This window comes from Streptomyces sp. NPDC050625 (genome assembly GCF_040654755.1).
GTDB lineage: Bacteria > Actinomycetota > Actinomycetes > Streptomycetales > Streptomycetaceae > Streptomyces.
Window position 1 is genome coordinate 517,096 of sequence record NZ_JBFAIQ010000004.1, and the last position, 16,957, is coordinate 534,052.

The 16,957-nt window shown below is 69.8% G+C and carries 18 protein-coding genes; 13 read left to right on the forward strand and 5 right to left on the reverse strand.

Annotated elements, in window-relative coordinates; all coding sequences use genetic code 11:
• The 3 genes from AB0I54_RS12805 to AB0I54_RS12815 all read right to left on the reverse strand — a co-directional run bounded on the left by AB0I54_RS12805 (position 1) and on the right by AB0I54_RS12815 (position 3,048).
• Entirely contained in the window at positions 1-891 is an 891-nt protein-coding gene (locus tag AB0I54_RS12805; protein WP_363295973.1) for an alkaline phosphatase family protein, read from the reverse strand.
• Positions 892-1,087: 196 nt separating this feature from the next.
• Positions 1,088-1,756 carry a helix-turn-helix domain-containing protein gene (locus AB0I54_RS12810; protein ID WP_363295974.1) on the reverse strand — a complete coding sequence of 223 codons (669 nt, stop codon included), beginning with the start codon at positions 1,754-1,756 and terminating at the stop codon, positions 1,088-1,090.
• The gene (locus tag AB0I54_RS12815; RefSeq protein ID WP_363295975.1) at positions 1,753-3,048 is read right to left on the reverse strand and encodes a helix-turn-helix domain-containing protein; all 1,296 of its coding nucleotides are present in this window, start codon (positions 3,046-3,048) and stop codon (positions 1,753-1,755) included. The genes AB0I54_RS12810 and AB0I54_RS12815 overlap by 4 nt, the downstream gene beginning before the upstream one ends.
• Before the next feature lie 186 nt (positions 3,049-3,234).
• Between AB0I54_RS12815 and AB0I54_RS12820 the strand changes: the two genes are divergently transcribed.
• From AB0I54_RS12820 to AB0I54_RS12840, 5 genes are read left to right on the forward strand one after another with little or no spacing between them, the layout of a single operon-like run.
• Positions 3,235-3,993, forward strand: coding sequence for an ABC transporter ATP-binding protein (locus AB0I54_RS12820; RefSeq protein WP_363295976.1), 759 nt, complete (start codon positions 3,235-3,237; stop codon positions 3,991-3,993).
• Positions 3,990-4,796 carry an ABC transporter ATP-binding protein gene (locus tag AB0I54_RS12825; protein ID WP_363295977.1) on the forward strand — a complete coding sequence of 269 codons (807 nt, stop codon included), beginning with the start codon at positions 3,990-3,992 and terminating at the stop codon, positions 4,794-4,796. Before AB0I54_RS12820 ends, AB0I54_RS12825 begins: the two co-directional genes overlap by 4 nt.
• Positions 4,793-5,683, forward strand: a complete 891-nt coding sequence (locus AB0I54_RS12830) for a branched-chain amino acid ABC transporter permease (protein ID WP_363295978.1) — start codon at positions 4,793-4,795, stop codon at positions 5,681-5,683. Before AB0I54_RS12825 ends, AB0I54_RS12830 begins: the two co-directional genes overlap by 4 nt.
• Complete coding sequence (locus AB0I54_RS12835; RefSeq protein ID WP_363295979.1) at positions 5,680-6,801, forward strand: branched-chain amino acid ABC transporter permease; 1,122 nt, start codon at positions 5,680-5,682, stop codon at positions 6,799-6,801. The genes AB0I54_RS12830 and AB0I54_RS12835 overlap by 4 nt, the downstream gene beginning before the upstream one ends.
• 5 nt (positions 6,802-6,806) lie before the next feature.
• Positions 6,807-8,084 carry an ABC transporter substrate-binding protein gene (locus AB0I54_RS12840; protein WP_363295980.1) on the forward strand — a complete coding sequence of 426 codons (1,278 nt, stop codon included), beginning with the start codon at positions 6,807-6,809 and terminating at the stop codon, positions 8,082-8,084.
• Positions 8,085-8,163: 79 nt separating this feature from the next.
• Here AB0I54_RS12840 and arsM read toward each other — a convergent pair whose 3' ends face one another.
• Positions 8,164-9,057 carry an arsenite methyltransferase gene (arsM, locus tag AB0I54_RS12845; RefSeq protein ID WP_363295981.1) on the reverse strand — a complete coding sequence of 298 codons (894 nt, stop codon included), beginning with the start codon at positions 9,055-9,057 and terminating at the stop codon, positions 8,164-8,166.
• Between the two features lie 105 nt (positions 9,058-9,162).
• On the opposite strand from arsM, the gene AB0I54_RS12850 reads away from it, so the two are divergent.
• The 8 genes from AB0I54_RS12850 to AB0I54_RS12885 all read left to right on the forward strand — a co-directional run bounded on the left by AB0I54_RS12850 (position 9,163) and on the right by AB0I54_RS12885 (position 15,424).
• On the forward strand, positions 9,163-9,537 hold the full coding sequence (locus tag AB0I54_RS12850; RefSeq protein WP_363295982.1) for a metalloregulator ArsR/SmtB family transcription factor: 375 nt from the start codon (positions 9,163-9,165) through the stop codon (positions 9,535-9,537).
• Positions 9,534-10,268 (forward strand): MIP/aquaporin family protein, encoded by a 735-nt coding sequence (locus AB0I54_RS12855; RefSeq protein ID WP_363295983.1) that lies wholly within the window; start codon positions 9,534-9,536, stop codon positions 10,266-10,268. Before AB0I54_RS12850 ends, AB0I54_RS12855 begins: the two co-directional genes overlap by 4 nt.
• A gap of 32 nt (positions 10,269-10,300) precedes the next feature.
• A complete protein-coding gene (locus AB0I54_RS12860) occupies positions 10,301-10,723 on the forward strand; it encodes an arsenate reductase ArsC (protein ID WP_363295984.1) in 423 nt (140 codons plus the stop codon).
• A gap of 110 nt (positions 10,724-10,833) precedes the next feature.
• A complete protein-coding gene (locus tag AB0I54_RS12865; protein WP_363295985.1) occupies positions 10,834-11,487 on the forward strand; it encodes a TetR/AcrR family transcriptional regulator C-terminal domain-containing protein in 654 nt (217 codons plus the stop codon).
• Between the two features lie 186 nt (positions 11,488-11,673).
• Complete coding sequence (locus tag AB0I54_RS12870; protein ID WP_363295986.1) at positions 11,674-12,063, forward strand: DUF485 domain-containing protein; 390 nt, start codon at positions 11,674-11,676, stop codon at positions 12,061-12,063.
• Positions 12,060-13,667 (forward strand): cation acetate symporter, encoded by a 1,608-nt coding sequence (locus AB0I54_RS12875; protein WP_363295987.1) that lies wholly within the window; start codon positions 12,060-12,062, stop codon positions 13,665-13,667. The genes AB0I54_RS12870 and AB0I54_RS12875 overlap by 4 nt, the downstream gene beginning before the upstream one ends.
• A 227-nt stretch (positions 13,668-13,894) precedes the next feature.
• Positions 13,895-14,893 carry an RNA polymerase subunit sigma-70 gene (locus AB0I54_RS12880; RefSeq protein ID WP_363295988.1) on the forward strand — a complete coding sequence of 333 codons (999 nt, stop codon included), beginning with the start codon at positions 13,895-13,897 and terminating at the stop codon, positions 14,891-14,893.
• Between the two features lie 75 nt (positions 14,894-14,968).
• Positions 14,969-15,424: a DUF6069 family protein gene (locus tag AB0I54_RS12885; RefSeq protein ID WP_363295989.1), complete on the forward strand. Its 456-nt coding sequence runs from the start codon at positions 14,969-14,971 to the stop codon at positions 15,422-15,424.
• Between the two features lie 18 nt (positions 15,425-15,442).
• On the opposite strand, the gene AB0I54_RS12890 is transcribed toward AB0I54_RS12885, so the two are convergent.
• The gene (locus AB0I54_RS12890; RefSeq protein WP_363295990.1) at positions 15,443-16,768 is read right to left on the reverse strand and encodes a phosphatase PAP2 family protein; all 1,326 of its coding nucleotides are present in this window, start codon (positions 16,766-16,768) and stop codon (positions 15,443-15,445) included.
• Positions 16,769-16,957: the final 189 nt, after the last annotated feature.

Consider the following 16,957-nt stretch of genomic DNA (forward strand, 5'->3'; position numbering starts at 1 on the left):
TCAGTTCCAGATGCCCGCGATGTCGGATGCCGAGGCGGCGTTGCCCGCGTGCGTGGTCAGACCGGCCAGGTCCTCGACGGTGCGCAGCACGTTGTAGTGGTTGTAGGTGGTGGAGGTGGAGCTGCCGGGCGCGACGTGCTGCCCGTAGAAGACGGTGGGGATGCGGTTGCCGGACAGCTTGTTGTCCTCGTCGAAGGTGACGGCGAGGATGCTGTTGTGGCTCTGGGCCCAGGTGGCGTAGGCACCCAGGTGGTTCTGGATCCAGGTGTCGCCCGTGGAGACCGAGCAGTCGTGCATGTCACTGCACAGGTTCGGCACCACGAAGGAGACCTTCGGCAGGGTCGTGTAGTCGGTCGGGAACTGCGCCATGGTCATGGCGGTGTTGGTCGGCACGTTGGAGAAGCCGAACCACGGGTTGTGCTTCTGCGCGTAGTTGCCGCTGCTGCAGGTCGTCGAACCCTGGCTGGGCAGCGACTCGTTGTAGCTCTTCCAGGTCTTCCCGGCGGCGATCAGCTCGGAGGCGAGGTTGGGCGCGGAGATGGAACCGACGGGGACGCAACTGTCGTCGGTGCGGCCCTGGTTGGAGCCCGAGAAGAGCATGTAGTAGTTCGGCTCGCTGGGGTGGGTGAGGCCGTAGGACTGGGTGAGGTTGGCGCCACCCGCCTTGAGGGTGTTGTTGATGTACGGGGCGCTGGAGCTGCCGATGATCTGCGAGTAGGCGTGGTTCTCCATCACCACGACCACGACGTGGTCCGGGGTCGGGAGAGCGGCGGCCTGAGCGGGGGAGGTCGTCGCGGCCCACAGACCGATCGACGTGGCGGTGAGGGCGACGGCCCCGGCGAGTGCGGCGAGCGGGCGACTGGTGCGCTTGGGAGCCTTGACGGCGGTCATGACTGTCCTCCGGGCAGGGGTGACGGTCGTACGGGGAGCGGCGCGGCAACCCTAGGAGTCTCAAGCAGGGTCCGTGTGAAGGACAGACGAACGGTGGACACCGGCAAGCAAAGGCAATGTACAAGTCACGTAAAGCAAAGGCTTGCTGAGCAGGCGTCAGCCACGGTCGGCACAGGACCGGGACCGGCGTCGCCGTTCAGCCGGGCGGAGTCGACAGGTGGGTGAGGATGCCGCACACCTCGTCCACGATCTCCCGGGCCTCCGTCTCGTCCGCGCAGTCGCCCAGCTCGCGCGCCGCTCCTCCGATGACCGTCGTCAGCACGATCACCCTGACCCGGCCCGCGCGGTGCCGCTCGTCCACCTGCAGCAGTCTGGCGTTGCGCCGTACCCAGGCCCGGTCCCATTGGCGGCGCAGCGTGTCGAAGCCGGCCGGACCGTCGTCCTCGGCGAGGAGCCTGCCGAGCGGCCGGTTGTTCCAGATGCCGTCCAGGTAGGCCCGCGCGCCCGCGGTGAACACGGCGACGGGGTCGTCCACCCCGCGGCTGCGCGCCGCGGCCAGCGCTGCCGCGGTCCGGCGTTCCTGCTCCTCCCGGAACTCCTCCCACAGCGCCAGATACAGTCCGCGCTTGCCGCCGTAGTGCTGGAAGAGGCTGCCCACGGGGATGCCGGAGTGCGCCGCGATCTCGGCGAGGCCGGCATCGGCGTAGCCGCGCTCGGTGAACACCTTCAACGCCGCGTCCAGAAGGGCCCTTCGAAGGGGGAGGTCCGGCTCGCCGGGTTCCTCCGGCACGCCCGACGCCGCGTGCTCGCCGGGCCGACGGCGTGCCGCCACCCCGGTCTGCGCAGGCTCAACGATGCCGCTCACGGGCAGTCCTCACCTTCCCCGGCCTCGTCGCGGATGGCGAGGGCGACCAGCAGTTCCATGAGGTCCGCGATCCGGCGCGGATTGCATCCGGTGCGTTCCTCGATACGGCGCAAGCGGTAGTGCGCCGTGTTGTGGTGCACCCGCAGCCGGTCGGCGGCCAGCCGCAGGTTCAGGTCCGCCTCCGCGAACGCCCGTATGGTGGCCGCCAGCGTGCCGCCGCGTCTGCGGTCCTCGTCCAGCAGCGCACGCACCCGGGGATCGACCAACTGGCGGGCGAGGTCGTCGGCGCGCAGCGCCAGGTAGTCGAAGGGGGACAGCCGCGGCAGCGCCGCAACCCCGCCCCCCATCGGCACCAGGTCGAGGGCGGCCCGCGCCTCCTGGTAGGCACGCGGCAGTTCGGCCGCGCCCCGGGCGACCGTGCTGATGCCCATGGACAGCACGGTTCCCTTGCGGCCGAGCCGCTGCTGCACGCCCTCGAAGTGGCTGCACATGTCCTCTTCGTCCATGCCGGCGCGCATCACGGGTACGGCCACCACCTCGCCCTGCCGCACGACGACGAGTGTCCTGCTGGCCCAGAGGCCGGCGACGCTGATCGCCGCGCTGGTGGCGTAGCCGCTTTCGGCGGCGGCGAGGTCCCCGCTGGAAATACTGCTGTCGCAGACCGCCACCACCACCATCATCGGTGAGTGCGGTCCGATGCCGTACGCCTGTGCCGCGGCCAGCAGCGGCCCACGCGTCGGTGCCACGCCCGCCAGGAGCTGCTCCAGCAGGTCCCGGCGCTCGCGGTCCGCGTCCGCGACGACGTGCTGTTGGTACTCCACATAGGCCTGCGCCGCATGCGTGCTGGCGTAGTCCACGTACCGCATCATGGGGGTGACCAGGGACAGCGCGGCCTGGTGTGCCGCCTCCGAGGCGCCCACGTCGGCCACCATCGCGTCCCAGAAGACCTGCCGGCCGATCCGGAACGCGCTCATCCAGTCCTCCAGGGCGAACCCCGCGCGCGCTCTGCGCATCGCCGCCGCACGGCTGAAGCCCAGGTCCTCCGGGGCGATCTCCCGGTCACCGGCCAGTGCTGCCAGCTTGATGCGGTAGTGCGTGAGCACCTGGTCGCGTACGTCGTCGAAGAACGGCTCGCTCTGGAGCGCGTACGAGGGGATCTCGGCACGCATCACGGCAACGGCGGTCTCCACCACGTCCTCCAGCCGCTCCTCGACGGCGCGCAGGATCCGCCGCCGCTCCTGGAGCAGCGGTTCGGACAGACCTGGGGTGCCCAGGGCGAGACCGCGAGGCATGCGCAGATCGTGGCCGTGTCCTCGTGTCCCGTCAACAGGCCCGGCGGGGGAGATGTCCGAGGCATTGTGCGCCGCGCACAGGCCGGCGGACCCGAAGTTGGGTGCTCGCACCCAATGTGCGCCGGGAAGGCCCCCACCTACTGTGACGCTCGCCCACATCCCAGCACATCGGAAGGGGCGTCACTCATGCTCACGGTCGACGGTATCACCGTGCGTTTCGGCGGCATCACGGCACTGGACGGTGTCGCGTTCACCGTCGAGCCGGGCACCGCCGTGGGGCTCATCGGGCCGAACGGAGCCGGCAAGACCACGCTGTTCAACTGCCTCACCCGGCGCTGCGCCCCCGACGCGGGGTCGGTGTCGTTCGACGGTGAGGACCTGCTCGCCGTGGCGCCGCACGCCGTGGCCGGGTGCGGCATCGCCCGCACCTTCCAGAACCTCGGCCTGTTCACGCGGCTGACGGTCCGGGAGAACGTCATGATCGGCGCCCACAGCCGGGGGCGTACCGGACACCTCGCCGCGGCGCTCCGGCTGCCCCGCGTCCGGCGGGAGGAGGCGGAACTGCGTGATCGGGCGGACGAACTGCTGCGACGGCTCGGCCTGGAGGACGTCGCCGACCATCCCGCCTCCGGGCTGCCGTTCGGCACGCTCAAACGCGTCGAACTCGCACGAGCCCTCGCGGTTCGGCCCCGGCTGCTGCTGCTCGACGAACCCGTCAACGGTCTCAGCCACGGCGAGGTCGGCCAATTCGCGGATCTGGTCCGTGCGGTGCGCCGGGACTTCGACGTCACGCTCGTCGTGGTCGAGCACCACATGGGGTTCGTGATGGGTCTGTGCGACAAGGTGGTGTGCCTCGATTTCGGGCGCAAGATCGCCGAGGGTCCGCCGGAGGAGATCCAGCGCGATCCGGCCGTCATCGAGGCGTACCTGGGGGTGGCGGCGTGAGCGGGCCTTCCCTCGACGGCACCGAGGCCGGGGCGACCGCGGAGCGGGACTTCCTGAAGGTCTCCGGCCTGCATGCCGGATACGGCCAGGCCCGGGTGCTCCACGGCCTGGACTTCTCCGTCGCCCGGGGCGAGGTGTGCGCCGTCCTCGGACCCAACGGCGCGGGCAAGACCACAGCCCTGCGGGCCCTGTGCGGCATGATCCGCGGCCGCGGATCGGTGACCCTGAACGGTGCCGAGTTGCTGGGCCGTTCCCCGGAGCAGGCCGCCCGGCTCGGTGTGGCGCACGTGCCCGAGGGCCGTGGCACCTTCAACGAGCTGACCGTCGAGGAGAACCTGCGCATCGGCGCGCACCTGCGCACCCGGGGCCGGTGGCGCGGCCGCGGCGAGCGTGCGGCCGTGGCGGCGGACCTGGAACGGATCTACGACCACTTCCCCAAGCTGCGCCGGCGGTCCCGGCAGGCAGCGGGCAGTCTCAGCGGCGGCGAGCAGCAGATGCTCGCCATCGGCAGGGCGCTGATGCTGCGGCCCGCGCTGCTCCTGCTGGACGAACCGTCGCTGGGGCTCGCGCCCCTGGTCACGCGTGAGCTGTTCGAGATCGTCCGCACCATCAACGAGGAGGAGCGCACCACCGTGGTCGTCGTCGAGCAGAACGCCCAACTCGCGCTGGACATCGCGCATCAGGCCCACGTACTGGAGGCCGGACGGCTGGTGCTGTCGGGACCGGCCGCGCAGATCCGCGAGGACGGGCAGGTCGCCGAGGTGTACCTCGGCGTTCCGGCCCGCTCCGGGCAGGGCGGGTGAGCGCCTTGACGGATCTGCTCCAGCAAGTGGTGGAAGGGATCGGCTCCGGAGCGGTGTACGCCAGCCTGGCACTCGCGCTGGTACTGATCCACCGGTTCACGGGCATCGTCAACTTCGCGCAGGGTGAACTCGCGATGCTCTCCACGTACGTGGCCTGGCAACTGATGGCGTCCGGAATGCCGTTCTGGCTGGCGCTGCCGGTCACCCTGGCGGTGTCCTTCGCCGGCGGCATGCTGGTGGAGCGGATCGTCATCCGCCCTGTGCAGGGTGCCCCCGAACTGACGGTGGTCATCGTCACCGTGGGCCTGTTCATCTTCGTCAACGCGGCGGCCGGTCTGATCTGGTCGTTCACCGTCAAGGACTTCCCGCAGCCGTTCCCCGACGGCGGGATCGACCTGGCGGGGGTGAGCATGGACTGGTCCACCCTCGGGATCATCGGCGTGGTGGCCGCGGTGATGGGCCTGCTGTACCTGCTCTTCCAGCACACCTCGATCGGCCTGGTGATGCGGGCGGTCGCCGGCAACCCCGTGTCCGCCCGGCTGTCGGGCATCCGTGTGAGCCGGGTGCTGATGCTCGGCTGGGGGCTGGCCGCGACGGTCGGCGCGGTGTCGGGCGTGCTGGTCGCTCCGGTGCTGTTCCTGGAGCCGAACATGATGGGCGGAGTGCTCATCTACGCGTTCGCCGCGGCCACCCTCGGGGGCTTCGACAGTCCGGTGGGCGCCGTCGTCGGCGGCCTGTTCGTGGGAGTGGCCGAGACGCTGGCGGGTGCGTACGTGGACGTCATCGGCGCCGATCTGAAGGTCGGCGTACCCCTGGTGATCATCCTCGCGGTGCTGCTGGTGCGGCCCCAGGGCCTGTTCGGACGGGCGGCGGTGGAGCGGGCATGAGAACGATGACCGCGGTCCTCGACCGCACCCGGCACGCGCGCCTCGCGCTCACCGCGCTGCTCGCGGCGGCCGTCGCCCTGGCCGTGCCCTTCTACTTCGCCCCCTTCCAGGTCTTCCAGTTGAGCATGGTGCTGGTGTACGCCGTGGCGCTGGCCGGACTGAACCTGCTCGTCGGATTCGGCGGACAGATCTCGCTCGGCCACGGCGCGTTCTTCGCGGCCGGCGCCTACACCGCGGCGATCATGCTCGACCGGTTCGACACCGGCCACCTGGCCACCCTGCCGGTCGCGGCCGCGGCATGCTTCCTGCTGGGACTCGGCTTCGGGGTGCCCGCACTGCGGCTGCGCGGCCTGTACCTGGCGCTGGTCACCCTCTCCTTGGCGGTGTTCCTGCCACCGCTGCTCAAGCGGTTGGAGGCCGTGACCGGCGGCTCCATGGGCCTGACGGTGGCAAAGCCGCAGCCGCCGGCCTGGAGCGGGCTGGCGGAGGACCAGTGGACGTACTTCGTCGTCCTCGCCGTCGCCGCGGTGGCGCTGTTGCTGGCCCGCAACCTGCTGCGCTCCCGGGTCGGGCGCGCGCTGCTAGCGGTGCGGGACCACGAGAGCGCGGCTGAAGTCATGGGCGTGCGGCTGTCGGTGCACAAGACCCTCGCCTTCGCATGGAGCGCGATGTTCGCGGGTGTCGCCGGGTGCCTGTACACCTGGGTGATCGGCTTCGTCTCGCCGGACTCCTTCAGCTTCGTCCTGTCCATCACGCTGCTGGCCGGCCTGGTGGTCGGCGGGCTCGCCTCGCTGTACGGGCCGCTGCTCGGTGCGGCGTTCGTGATGTACGTGCCGAGCGTGGCCCAGGACCTCAGCGAGGCGGCACCCGGTGTGGTGTTCGGCCTGCTGATCATCGCGGTGATGTTCGTGGCTCCGACCGGGCTGGCCGGCCTGGCGAGCCGGGCCGGGGGTGCCCTCGCCCGTCGCCGCGCCCGCGCAGCCCCGTCCGACCGGTCGCCGTTGGCGCGGTCCGCTCCCGAGTCCACGTCCGAACCCTCCGCGCCCCCCACTCCTGCGGATCCCGCAGTTGTCGAGGCCGAACCCGTGGGCGCACCGCCCCGCACGGAAAAGGAATGAATCACATGCGCAACATCACCGCTCTGCGGGCGGCGGCGGCAGCGACCGCCGCGCTGCTCACCGCGACCGCCTGCAGCACCCAGCGAGGTCAGGACGACCAGGGCACCGTCGCCGGCGGCGCGTGCAAGGGCCAGCAGACCACGGGCATCACCGACAAGACCATCAAGCTGGGAGGGATCTACCCGCTGTCCGGGCCGGCCTCCGCCTACGGCACGATCAGCAAGGGCGTCGGTGCCTACTTCCGTTACGTCAACGACCACGGCGGCATCGGCGGCCGCAAGGTGGAGTTCGTCGTCCGTGACGACGGCTATCAGCCGCCCAAGGCGGTGGAGGAGGCCCGCCGGCTGGTCGAGCGGGAGAAGGTCTTCGCCGTCTTCCAGACCCTGGGCACTCCCTCCACGGCGGCCGTGTGGGACTACCTCAACCAGCAGAAGGTGCCGCAGCCCTTCGTCGCGACCGGTGCCTCCGTCTGGGGCACGGACACCAAACACCCCTGGACGATCGGCTGGCAGCCCAACTACGTCGCCGAGGCACGCATGTACGCCAAGTACCTCAAGGACGAGAAGCCGAAGGCGAAGGTCGCGGTCCTCTACCAGAACGACGACTTCGGCAAGGACCTGCTCGGCGGGTTCAAGAAGGCCGTCGCCGGCAGTGGCGTCAAGGTGGTCGCGGAGGAGAGTTACGAGGTCACCGATCCGTCCGTCTCGGCGCAGATGACGAGTCTCGCCCGCTCCAAGGCGGATGTGCTGCTGGATGTCACCACACCCAAGTTCGGCAGCCAGGCCCTTGCCGCCGATGCCAGGAACACCCGGTGGAATCCGCTGCACATCGTGAACAACGTGTCCTCGTCCGCCGCCGTGCTCAAGCCGGTCGGCTTCAAGAACGTCCAAGGGGTGGTGTCCGCCACGTACTTCAAGGACCCGGCCGACCCGCGGTGGGCGCAGGACCCGGAGGTGAAGACGTATCAGGACGCCATGCACAAGTACGCACCGGACACCGACCCGGCCAACCAGTTCAACGCCTACGGCTGGGCGGTCGCGTCGAGCCTGCACAAGGCCCTGGATGCGATGAAGTGCCCGACCCGCGAGGGGCTGCGGGACGCGGTGCGCAACCTCAAGGACGTGAAGGTGGGCATGCTGCTGCCCGGGGTCACCCTGTCCACCGGGCCGGACGACGCCTTCCCGATCGAGACGCTGCAGTTGATGCGGTTCAAGGGCGAACGGTGGCAGCTCTTCGGCAAGCCCGTGGACACGCGTAAGGAGTTCGGCCCGCTCACCGGTTGAGCACGGGAGGGTCCGGGGGCGGATCGCGTCGCCCCCGGACGTCCAGGACATACCGACCAGTCAGTATTGCCTTCGGGTGTCAGTTCTGGCACCCGCAACCGGACGCCGCCTTGGCCTCGGTGACGGTGAGCGCGGGATCGGCGGAGGTCTCCGCCGGTGTGCAGCAGGCGCTGACCCCGCAGCATGTCTCGTCCGATGCGGCCTGGGCGGCGGCCTCCTCGGCGCCGGCGGGCTTGATGGCGCGGACGATGGCGGAGTGCATGCCGTCGGCGACGGGGTGGGTCGGGGTGATGGAGATGTAGGTGAAGCCGGCGGCCTCCAGGCCTGCCCGGTACTCGGCGAAGGACAACGCACCGGCGATGCAGCCGGCGTGGTCGCCGCGTTCGGCGCGCTGTGCGGGGCTGAGGGCGTCGTCGGCGACGACGTCGGAGACGCCGAGGCGGCCGCCGGGCCTGAGGACGCGGAACGTCTCGGCGAAGACGGCGGGCTTGTCGGTGGACAGGTTGATGACGCAGTTGGAGATCACCACGTCGATCGTGCTCGCGGGCAGCGGGACGGCCTCGATGGTTCCCTTGAGGAACTCCACGTTCGTGGCGCCCGCCTTCTCCGCGTTGGCAAGGGCCAGGGCGAGCATCTCGTCGGTCATGTCGAGTCCGTAGGCCTTGCCGGTGGGGCCGACGCGGCGGGCGGACAGCAGGACGTCGATACCGCCGCCGGAGCCGAGGTCGAGGACGCGTTCGCCTGCGCGCAGTTCCGCGACGGCGGTGGGGTTGCCGCAGCCGAGCGAGGCGGCCACGGCCTCGGCGGGCAGGGCGTCGCGCTCGTCGGCTGCGTACAACGTCGAGCCGAAGTTCTCGTCGGTTTCGACCGGCTGCGGCCCGCAACAGCCGGCGCGGCCCTCGGTGACCTGCACGGCCGCCGCCGCGTATCGCCGACGGACGGTTTCACGCAGGTCGGTGGACTGCTCGCTCATGACTCACTCCCAGGTGACGGGGCACAGCATGGCCCCTGAACGGCCTGTATTGACGTTCATTGATGCAAGCTTGCGCCTTGAATCGAAAAACGTCAACATAGAGGCATGTCGAAACAAGAGCTTGAGGTGATCGGCCAGGACGCCGGCTGCTGCCCGGGCCTGTCCACCGCGCCGCTCGACGAGGACCAGGCGACCGAGCTGGCCAAGGTCTTCAAGGCCCTGGGTGATCCGGTCCGGCTGCGCCTGATGTCGATGATCGCCTCACGCGGCCAGGGCGGCGAGGTCTGCGTCTGCGAGCTGACCCCCGCCTTCGACCTCTCCCAGCCGACGATCTCCCACCACCTCAAGCTGCTGCGTCAGGCCGGGCTCATCGACTGCGAGCGCCGCGGCACCTGGGTCTACTACTGGGTGCTGCCCGGCGTCCTGGACCGACTCGCCGCGTTCCTCACCACGCCCCACAGCGCCGGAGTCACCGCGTGAGCGCGCCGCTCGTCCGCCGCGCAGCGGCCGAGGCGATCGGGACCGGGCTGCTGGTGGCGGTGGTGGTCGGCTCGGGCATCCAGGCCACCGAACTGTCGCGCGACGTCGGCGTGCAGCTGCTCGCCAACTCCCTCGCCACCGTCTTCGGCCTGGGCGTGCTGATCGCCCTGCTCGGGCCGGTCTCCGGCGCGCATTTCAACCCCGCCGTCACCCTCGCCGCCTGGTTCACCGGCCGCCGCGACGCCGACGGCCTCACCCTTCGCGATGTCGCCGCCTATGTGCCCGCCCAGATCTGCGGCGCGATCGGCGGTGCCGTCCTGGCCGACGCGATGTTCGCCAAGCCGCTGGTGAAGTTCTCCACCCACGACCGGTCGGCCGGCCATCTGTGGCTCGGGGAAATCGTGGCGACCGCCAGGCTTGTCGCCCTGGTCTTCGGCCTGGAGCGCATCCGCCGGGCCGCCCTCGGCCCGGTCGCGGTCGCCTGCTACATCGGGGCCGCCTACTGGTTCACCTCCTCCACGTCGTTCGCCAACCCGGCGGTGACCGTCGGCCGGGCCTTCACCGACACCTTCGCCGGGATCGCGCCCGTCTCCGTCGCCCCGTTCATCGCCGCCCAACTGCTGGGCGCCGCGCTCGGGCTGGGCATGGTGGCCGTCGTCCACGGCCCGAACCCCGCCCCGGCCCGTCGTGAGGCGGCCGCGCACGGCGAACCCGAACTCGCCTCCTCCTGACCACACCCCGCCCTCCGAGAAGGAACCCCGCCATGAGCACGTCCGCCCCGCGCCCGTCGGTGCTGTTCGTCTGCGTCCACAACGCCGGCCGCTCCCAGATGGGCGCCGCCTTCCTCACCCACCTCGCCGGTGACCGGGTCGAGGTCCGCTCGGCGGGCTCCGCGCCCGCCGATTCCGTCAACCCGGCGGTCGTGGAGGCGATGAAGGAGGTCGGTATCGACATCTCCGACCGGACACCGAAGGTCCTCAGCACGGAGGCCGTGCGGTCCTCGGACGTGGTCATCACCATGGGCTGCGGGGACGCCTGCCCGGTCTTCCCCGGCAAGCGGTACCTGGACTGGCAGTTGGACGACCCCGCCGGCCAGGGCGTCGACGCGGTACGGCCGATCCGGGACGCCGTGGAGCAGCGCGTGCGCGGTCTGCTCGCCGAACTCGGCATCGAGGCCTCCGCATGACCTGATTCCACCACCCCGAGCGGTGTTCGGTTATCGGAGCGCGGGTACCGTGAACACGACAGTCACGGCGCTACCGAGAGCGGAGCGCGGAGCGATAAGGGGGTGCAGCGGTGGCCCGACCGACCAGGCCGATCCTCAGCCGGGCACGGATCTGCGCCGCGGCACTGGCCATCGTGGACCGTGACGGGCTCGCCGAGTTGTCGATGCGCAAGCTCGCCGGGGAACTCGGCGTCCAGGTCTCCTCGCTGTACGAGCACGTCAAGACCAAGGACGACGTCCTTCACGATGTCGCCAACACCATCATGGAGAGCGTGGACGTCTCCGCCTTCGGCACCGGCGACTGGCGGCACGCCGTGGCGTCCTGGGCCCGGTCCTACCGCGCCGCCCTCGCCGCACATCCCCACATCGTGCCGTTCCTGGCGTACGGACCGGCCCGCCGTGAGGCGTCGCTGCGACGCGCCGATGCCGTGCACGGCGGCCTGGTGGGGGCCGGGTGGCCGCCGCGGTACGCCACGATGATCGGGGCCTCGACCAAGTATCTGGTGATCGGATCGGCGATGACCTCGTTCGCCCGGGGGTTCGAGGACGAGGCGCAGGTCTACGGCGAACGCTACGCACACCTGGTGGACGCGCACCGGCTGCGTGACCATGCCGACACCATCGACCGGGACAGTTTCGAACTGGCCCTGGAGATGTTCCTCGACGGCCTCGACCGCCTGCACGCGCGCGTCGCAACACCTCAAGGGTCCGTCGAGGGCACTTGAGCCGCACAGCTTGCGGCCCCACCCTGCCCGTCACCGACTTTGCGCCGGTGTTATGCGCCGATGCCTTGTACGGCGGTGTGACCCGCTCTAAGCTCCCACAACCGAACGGCGTTCGGTTTTGTGGGGTTGCAGGACCCCGGTGCGGACACGACCACGCGCCACCGCTCTCAGCGAGGAGTTGATGTCGTGTCCGGAATCCATGAGCCGCCCCACGGGCTGCACGAGCCACGCAGACGAACGCCGTCCCCCTTGGGGGGAACACCCGAAGGTGGCACCACGCCCGAGGCGATGGCCTCTCTGGCGGGACTGCGCGCCGCGCGCCGCTCCCGGATCGCCCCCGTCGCCGCCGCCGTTGTCGTCCTGTACCTGCTCAACGCCCTCCTGGCGAGCACGGCGGCAGACGTCATGGCGCTCAGAATCGTCGGTCATGTGAACGTCGGGCTGGGGCTGGCGCTGCTGCAGTGCGGCACCACGCTCGCGGTCTGCCGGTGGTACGCACGATACGCACGCACCACCGTGGATCCGCTCGTGGAACGAGCCCGCGCCGGGCTCGGGTACCGAGGGGAGGAGCGTTGAACACTGCCTCCGTGCTCGCCCGGACGACCCACACCGGACTCGTCATCACCGTCTTCGCGGTGTTCGTCGTCGCAGTCGTGCTCATCTCCCTGCTGGACGCCTCGCAATCGGACACGCCCCGCCGCTTCTTCGTCAGCGGTGGCCGCCTGTCCTCCGCCCGCAACGGCATCGCAATGTTCGGCGACTTCATCTCCGCCGCGACGCTGCTGGGCACTCCCGGGCTGATCGCACTCGCCGGGTTCGACGGCATCCCCTATCTGCTCGGCCCCATCGTGGCCTGGGCCGTCATTCTCCTGCTGATCGCGGAGCCGTATCACAACACGGGCCGCTACACGGTCGGCGATGTGCTGGCGCACCATCTCCGGCCCCGCCCGGTCCACTTGGCCCTGGGGGTCGCCACCCTGGTGATCTCCCTGTTCTATCTGACCGCGCAACTGGTGGGCGCCGGCGCCCTTGCCGCCCCTCTGCTCGGCATCACCGGAGCAGTCGCCCAGCACTTCATGATGCTGTTCCTCGGCATCCTGATGATCATCTACGTGGCTCTCAGCGGTATGCAGGGAGCGACGCTGGTGCAGTGCTTCAAAGCCGCCTTCCTGATGGTCGCCAGCGCATACCTGGCCCTGCTCGTCCTGGCGAAGTTCGGCTGGAACCCCAGCGACCTGCTGGAGGCCGCGGCCCACCGCAGCGGCGTCGGTGAGCACTTCCTGGCACCCGGGGCACGGTCACCGGGCGGTGACGCAGACACGCTGGACTCGCTGAGCCTCCAACTGGGGGCGGTGCTCGGGGCCGCCGGCCTTCCGCATCTCCTGCTGCGCCTGTGCGTGGTGTCCGACGCACGCGCCGCCCGACGTTCCGTCCAGTGGACGGCGGTTCTGACGTGCGTCTTCTGTCTGATCGCCGGTGTACTGGGGTTCGGCGCGGCAGCCGTACTGGGCCCCGAGGCGATCACGAGCGGCAACTCCTCCGGGAATACGGCCACTTTGCTGCTGGGCGGCTCCCTCGGTGGGTCACTGCTGCTGACGGTGATGTCCTGCGTGGCGTTCGCGACCATCCTGGCCGTCGTGGCGGGCGTCGCCCTTGCAGCAGCCACCTCGGTGGCGCACGACATCTACGGCGTGGTCATCAGGAAGGGCCGAGCCACCGACTCCCAGGAGGTGCGGGTGGCCCGGGTCTCGGTGGTGCTGATCGGCTGCGCGGCGACGGCCCTTTCGCTGTGGGCCACGCGCCTCAACGTGTCCTTCGCCGCCGGACTGGCCTTCGCCGTCGCTGCTTCGGCCATCCTCCCCGCGCTGCTGTACGGCCTGTACTGGCGCGGCTTCACCACCACCGGAGCGGTGTGGAGTGTCTACGGCGGCCTGATCTGCTCGGTGTCCCTGGCGGTGTTCTCCCCGGCCGTGTCCGGAACTCCGTCGGCGTTGTTCCCCGACATGGACTTCGCCGTGTTCCCGCTGAAGTATCCGAGCATCGTCTCCATCCCTCTGGCCTTCCTGCTCGGATGGCTCGGCTCCGTACTGGGCAGGGACAAACCCCACCCGGCTGCCCGTTCGGCGTTCGAACTCCGCATGCTCGCCGGCAGCGACGTCGAAGCCGCCGAAGCCTCGTGAAACGAACCGCCGTGGGCGGGAAGGCTCCAGAGCCGGCCCGCTGACCAGCTGGGCGTCTCCGTGCTTCGTAGGAGACGGACTCGCGCAGGCCTCCGGAACCTTGCCCCCGGAGGCCTGCGCCATCCGAAAGCCGGCGGTCGCGGTCATGAGCCGACCCGAGTGATGAGTTTTCCCGCCCGCACCCGTCACACCTACGACGGGACACGACGAGGCGGAAGGAAGACGTGATGAGTGCGGACACGCGGCTGGAGGAACTGGGCGTGAGCGGCCTGGGCGAGGTCGACGAGTCGGCGTTCTCGGGGCTCGCGGAGCGGCACCGGCGGGAGCTGCATGTGCACTGCTACCGGATGCTCGGGTCGTTCGAGGACGCTGAGGACACCGTGCAGGAGACGTTCCTCCGTGCCTGGCGGCGACGGGAGACCTTCGAGGGGCGGTCGACCTTCCGGGCCTGGCTGTACGGGATCGCCACCAACGCCTGCCTGGACCTGCTCGCCAAGTGCCGTCCGGAGCCTGCGAACGGCGGCGAGGTGTTGTGGCTGCAGCCCTACCCGGACAGGCTGCTCGACGAGCTGCCCGCGAGTGACGCGGACGAGCCGGAGACCGTCGCCGTCGCGCGGGAGACGATCGAGCTGGCGTACCTGGTCGCAGTCCAGCACCTTGCGCCGCGCCCGCGGGCCGTGCTGATCCTGCGGGACGTGCTCGGCCGGCCGGCGAAGGACGTCGCGGAACTCCTCGGGGACTCCGTCAACTCCGTGAACAGCGCACTGCAGCGGGCCCGCGCCGGGATGCGGGAGCACCTGCCCGCCGAACGGCAGGACTGGACCGGCGGCGAACAGGACACCGGGACGCGCGAGCTGGTGCGCCGCTATACCGACGCCAGCGTGGCCGCGGACATCCCGGCGCTCGCCTCCATGCTGCGGGACGACGTCCGGTGCTCGATGCCGCCCACACCGGGCCTGTACGTCGGCCGTGACGCGGTGGTGAACGACTGGGTCGAGAGCGGCTTCGAGGGCATGAAGGGCCTGCGCGGCGTCCTCACCTCCGTGAATCGGCAGCCCGCCGTCGCCTTCTACCTCTGGCGGAAGCAGGAGGGCGCGTACCTGCCGCTGACGATCGACGTCCTGCGCGTCACCGGCGGGGCGATCACCGAGATCGTCACGTTCCACGACGACCGGTTCCCGCGACTCGGGCTGCCGGAGCGCCTGCCGGCGGACGGCACGGAGTAGTCCCGGTGTGGGCCAGGACCGTCACATGCCGGTCAACCCCCCCGTACACCAGTTGCCGAATGATGAAGGAACGACATGAACAGCACGAACGACAACGGAGTCGTCGCAGGCCCGGCATCGGGCCGGACCAGCCACACCCACCGACTCCGCGGGCTCGCCGGCACCGGCTTCATTGCCACGCTCGCGGCGATGGTGGCCACCACCCTCGCCGCGACGCTCGCCCGGGCCGTCGGCGTCGACTTCGAGGTCCCCGACGGCGGCGAGACGATCCCGCTGTCCGGGTTCGCCGTAGTGACCGGCTTCTTCTCGGTCGTGGGCATCGTCATCGCCGCCGCCCTTCTCCGTTGGAGCGCTCACCCCGCCAAGCGATTCGTGTGGACGGCGGTGTCGCTGACCGCGATCTCGTTGGCCCCGCCCCTCCTCTCCGGGGCAAACACGGCCACCACCACCGCCCTCCTCGGGCTGCACCTCGTCCCCGCGACGGTGATGATCCCCACCCTGGCGCGGAGCCTCCGCACCCGGACCGATTGAGCGCACTCTCAAGCGTGGTTACGGAACAGCCCCGAGTTCGGGTTGCAGTTCCGTTTGGGGCGCTGTTACGGCCTTGGGTTCCCACAGTTTCGTGGTCCGTACGTAGCCGTAGACCACTGAAGTCATCGCCAGAATGAGCAGCGGGCCGAACACCAACGGATACTTGGCCATCTCCATCGGCAGATAGCGATACGACAGCAAGAGCGCGGCGAAGACCGTTGCGCCGTAGGCGACGAGCTGGATTCCCGACCGGTCCCAGCCACGCGCCTGCAAGCGCAGCGCTGACTCGATCGTGACCGTGAACACCACGCCGGCAACGAGATCCGCACCGTAGTGGTAGCCGAAGCCCAGCGTGACGCCGAGCGTGGCAATCAGCCAGAACGTGCCTGCGAATCGCAGAATCCGTGGGCCCTGGCGGGAATGAATGAAGATCGTGGTAGCCCACGCGGTATGCAGGCTCGGCATGCAGTTGCGTGGGGTGATCTCGTCGAATGGCATCGTATGCGGGGTATTGACCGGCGGCGGCGTGTCCGGCCACAGGTTGGCCAACGCCCAGTGCCCGCCGTCGGCGCCGTAGGCGAAGACCGGTCCGACCACCGGGAAGATCATGTAGATGCCCGGCCCGAGGAGGCCGATCGCCAGGAAGGTGCGCACCAGATGATGGCGCGGGAACCGGCGCTCGGCCGCCACGTTGCGCAGTTGGTACAGCGCGACGATGACAGCGGCCATGGCAAGCTGGACGTAGACGTAGTCGAGAACATGGGCGCCGATCGGACCGGTGGCCCTGACGAACCGGCCCACCAGCCACGACGGATTGCCCAGCGCGTGATCGGCGATGGCCACGTACTGGTCGAGCACCGCCGGGCGGGTCTTCGACGTGATGAGCAGCCAGGTATCGCCGGTCTTACGGCCGGCCACCAGCAGCAACGCCAGCCCGACACCCTTCAGCAGCAGGACACGTTCCTGGCCGGTGCGGAGCGTGATGGCGATGACCGTATATCCCAGAATCACCCACAACGCGCCGTTGCCGAAGGGATGGCCCTCGGTCAGCTCGGCACCGACAGCCCATCGCACCAACAAGAAGACGACGTCGATGCCGATCGCGACGGCAGCCGCGATGAGCCGCTGCCGCCGGGGGAGCACCACCATCATCAACGCCAGACTGGCGTACAACAGGAACCCCGACTTGGGCGGGAATATCACCTCTCGCACCTGATTGGTCATCGGCCCCGGTAGGCCGTAGCGACGTGCGGCGACCTCCAGAGCGATGAGGAATCCGAGGGCCACCGCGCCCGCGCCGGCCCACAGAATCGCCCGTGGCTGACGCCACGCGGCGAACGGCACTCTGCTCTTTATTTGCGAAAACACCCGGGATGCTATCGATATCAACTTTTTGGCCGGTTTGTTAGAAGTTGGCAACTAGGGGTCTTGTCATGCCGGATGGCATGGTTTTCCGGTGAACAGCAGGCAAGGACGATCATCGTGAGTTCGAACATGTTAACGGGGGAGAGCGCGAGGATTGCATCGGAGTTA

Coding starts and splice junctions, on each gene's coding strand:
- AB0I54_RS12805 (WP_363295973.1), bottom strand. CDS start 891: ATGACCGCCGTCAAGGCTCCCAAGCGCACCAGTCGCCCGCTCGCCGCA.
- AB0I54_RS12815 (WP_363295975.1), bottom strand. CDS start 3,048: ATGCCTCGCGGTCTCGCCCTGGGCACCCCAGGTCTGTCCGAACCGCTG.
- AB0I54_RS12820 (WP_363295976.1), top strand. CDS start 3,235: ATGCTCACGGTCGACGGTATCACCGTGCGTTTCGGCGGCATCACGGCA.
- AB0I54_RS12835 (WP_363295979.1), top strand. CDS start 5,680: ATGAGAACGATGACCGCGGTCCTCGACCGCACCCGGCACGCGCGCCTC.
- AB0I54_RS12840 (WP_363295980.1), top strand. CDS start 6,807: ATGCGCAACATCACCGCTCTGCGGGCGGCGGCGGCAGCGACCGCCGCG.
- arsM (WP_363295981.1), bottom strand. CDS start 9,057: ATGAGCGAGCAGTCCACCGACCTGCGTGAAACCGTCCGTCGGCGATAC.
- AB0I54_RS12850 (WP_363295982.1), top strand. CDS start 9,163: ATGTCGAAACAAGAGCTTGAGGTGATCGGCCAGGACGCCGGCTGCTGC.
- AB0I54_RS12860 (WP_363295984.1), top strand. CDS start 10,301: ATGAGCACGTCCGCCCCGCGCCCGTCGGTGCTGTTCGTCTGCGTCCAC.
- AB0I54_RS12880 (WP_363295988.1), top strand. CDS start 13,895: ATGAGTGCGGACACGCGGCTGGAGGAACTGGGCGTGAGCGGCCTGGGC.
- AB0I54_RS12885 (WP_363295989.1), top strand. CDS start 14,969: ATGAACAGCACGAACGACAACGGAGTCGTCGCAGGCCCGGCATCGGGC.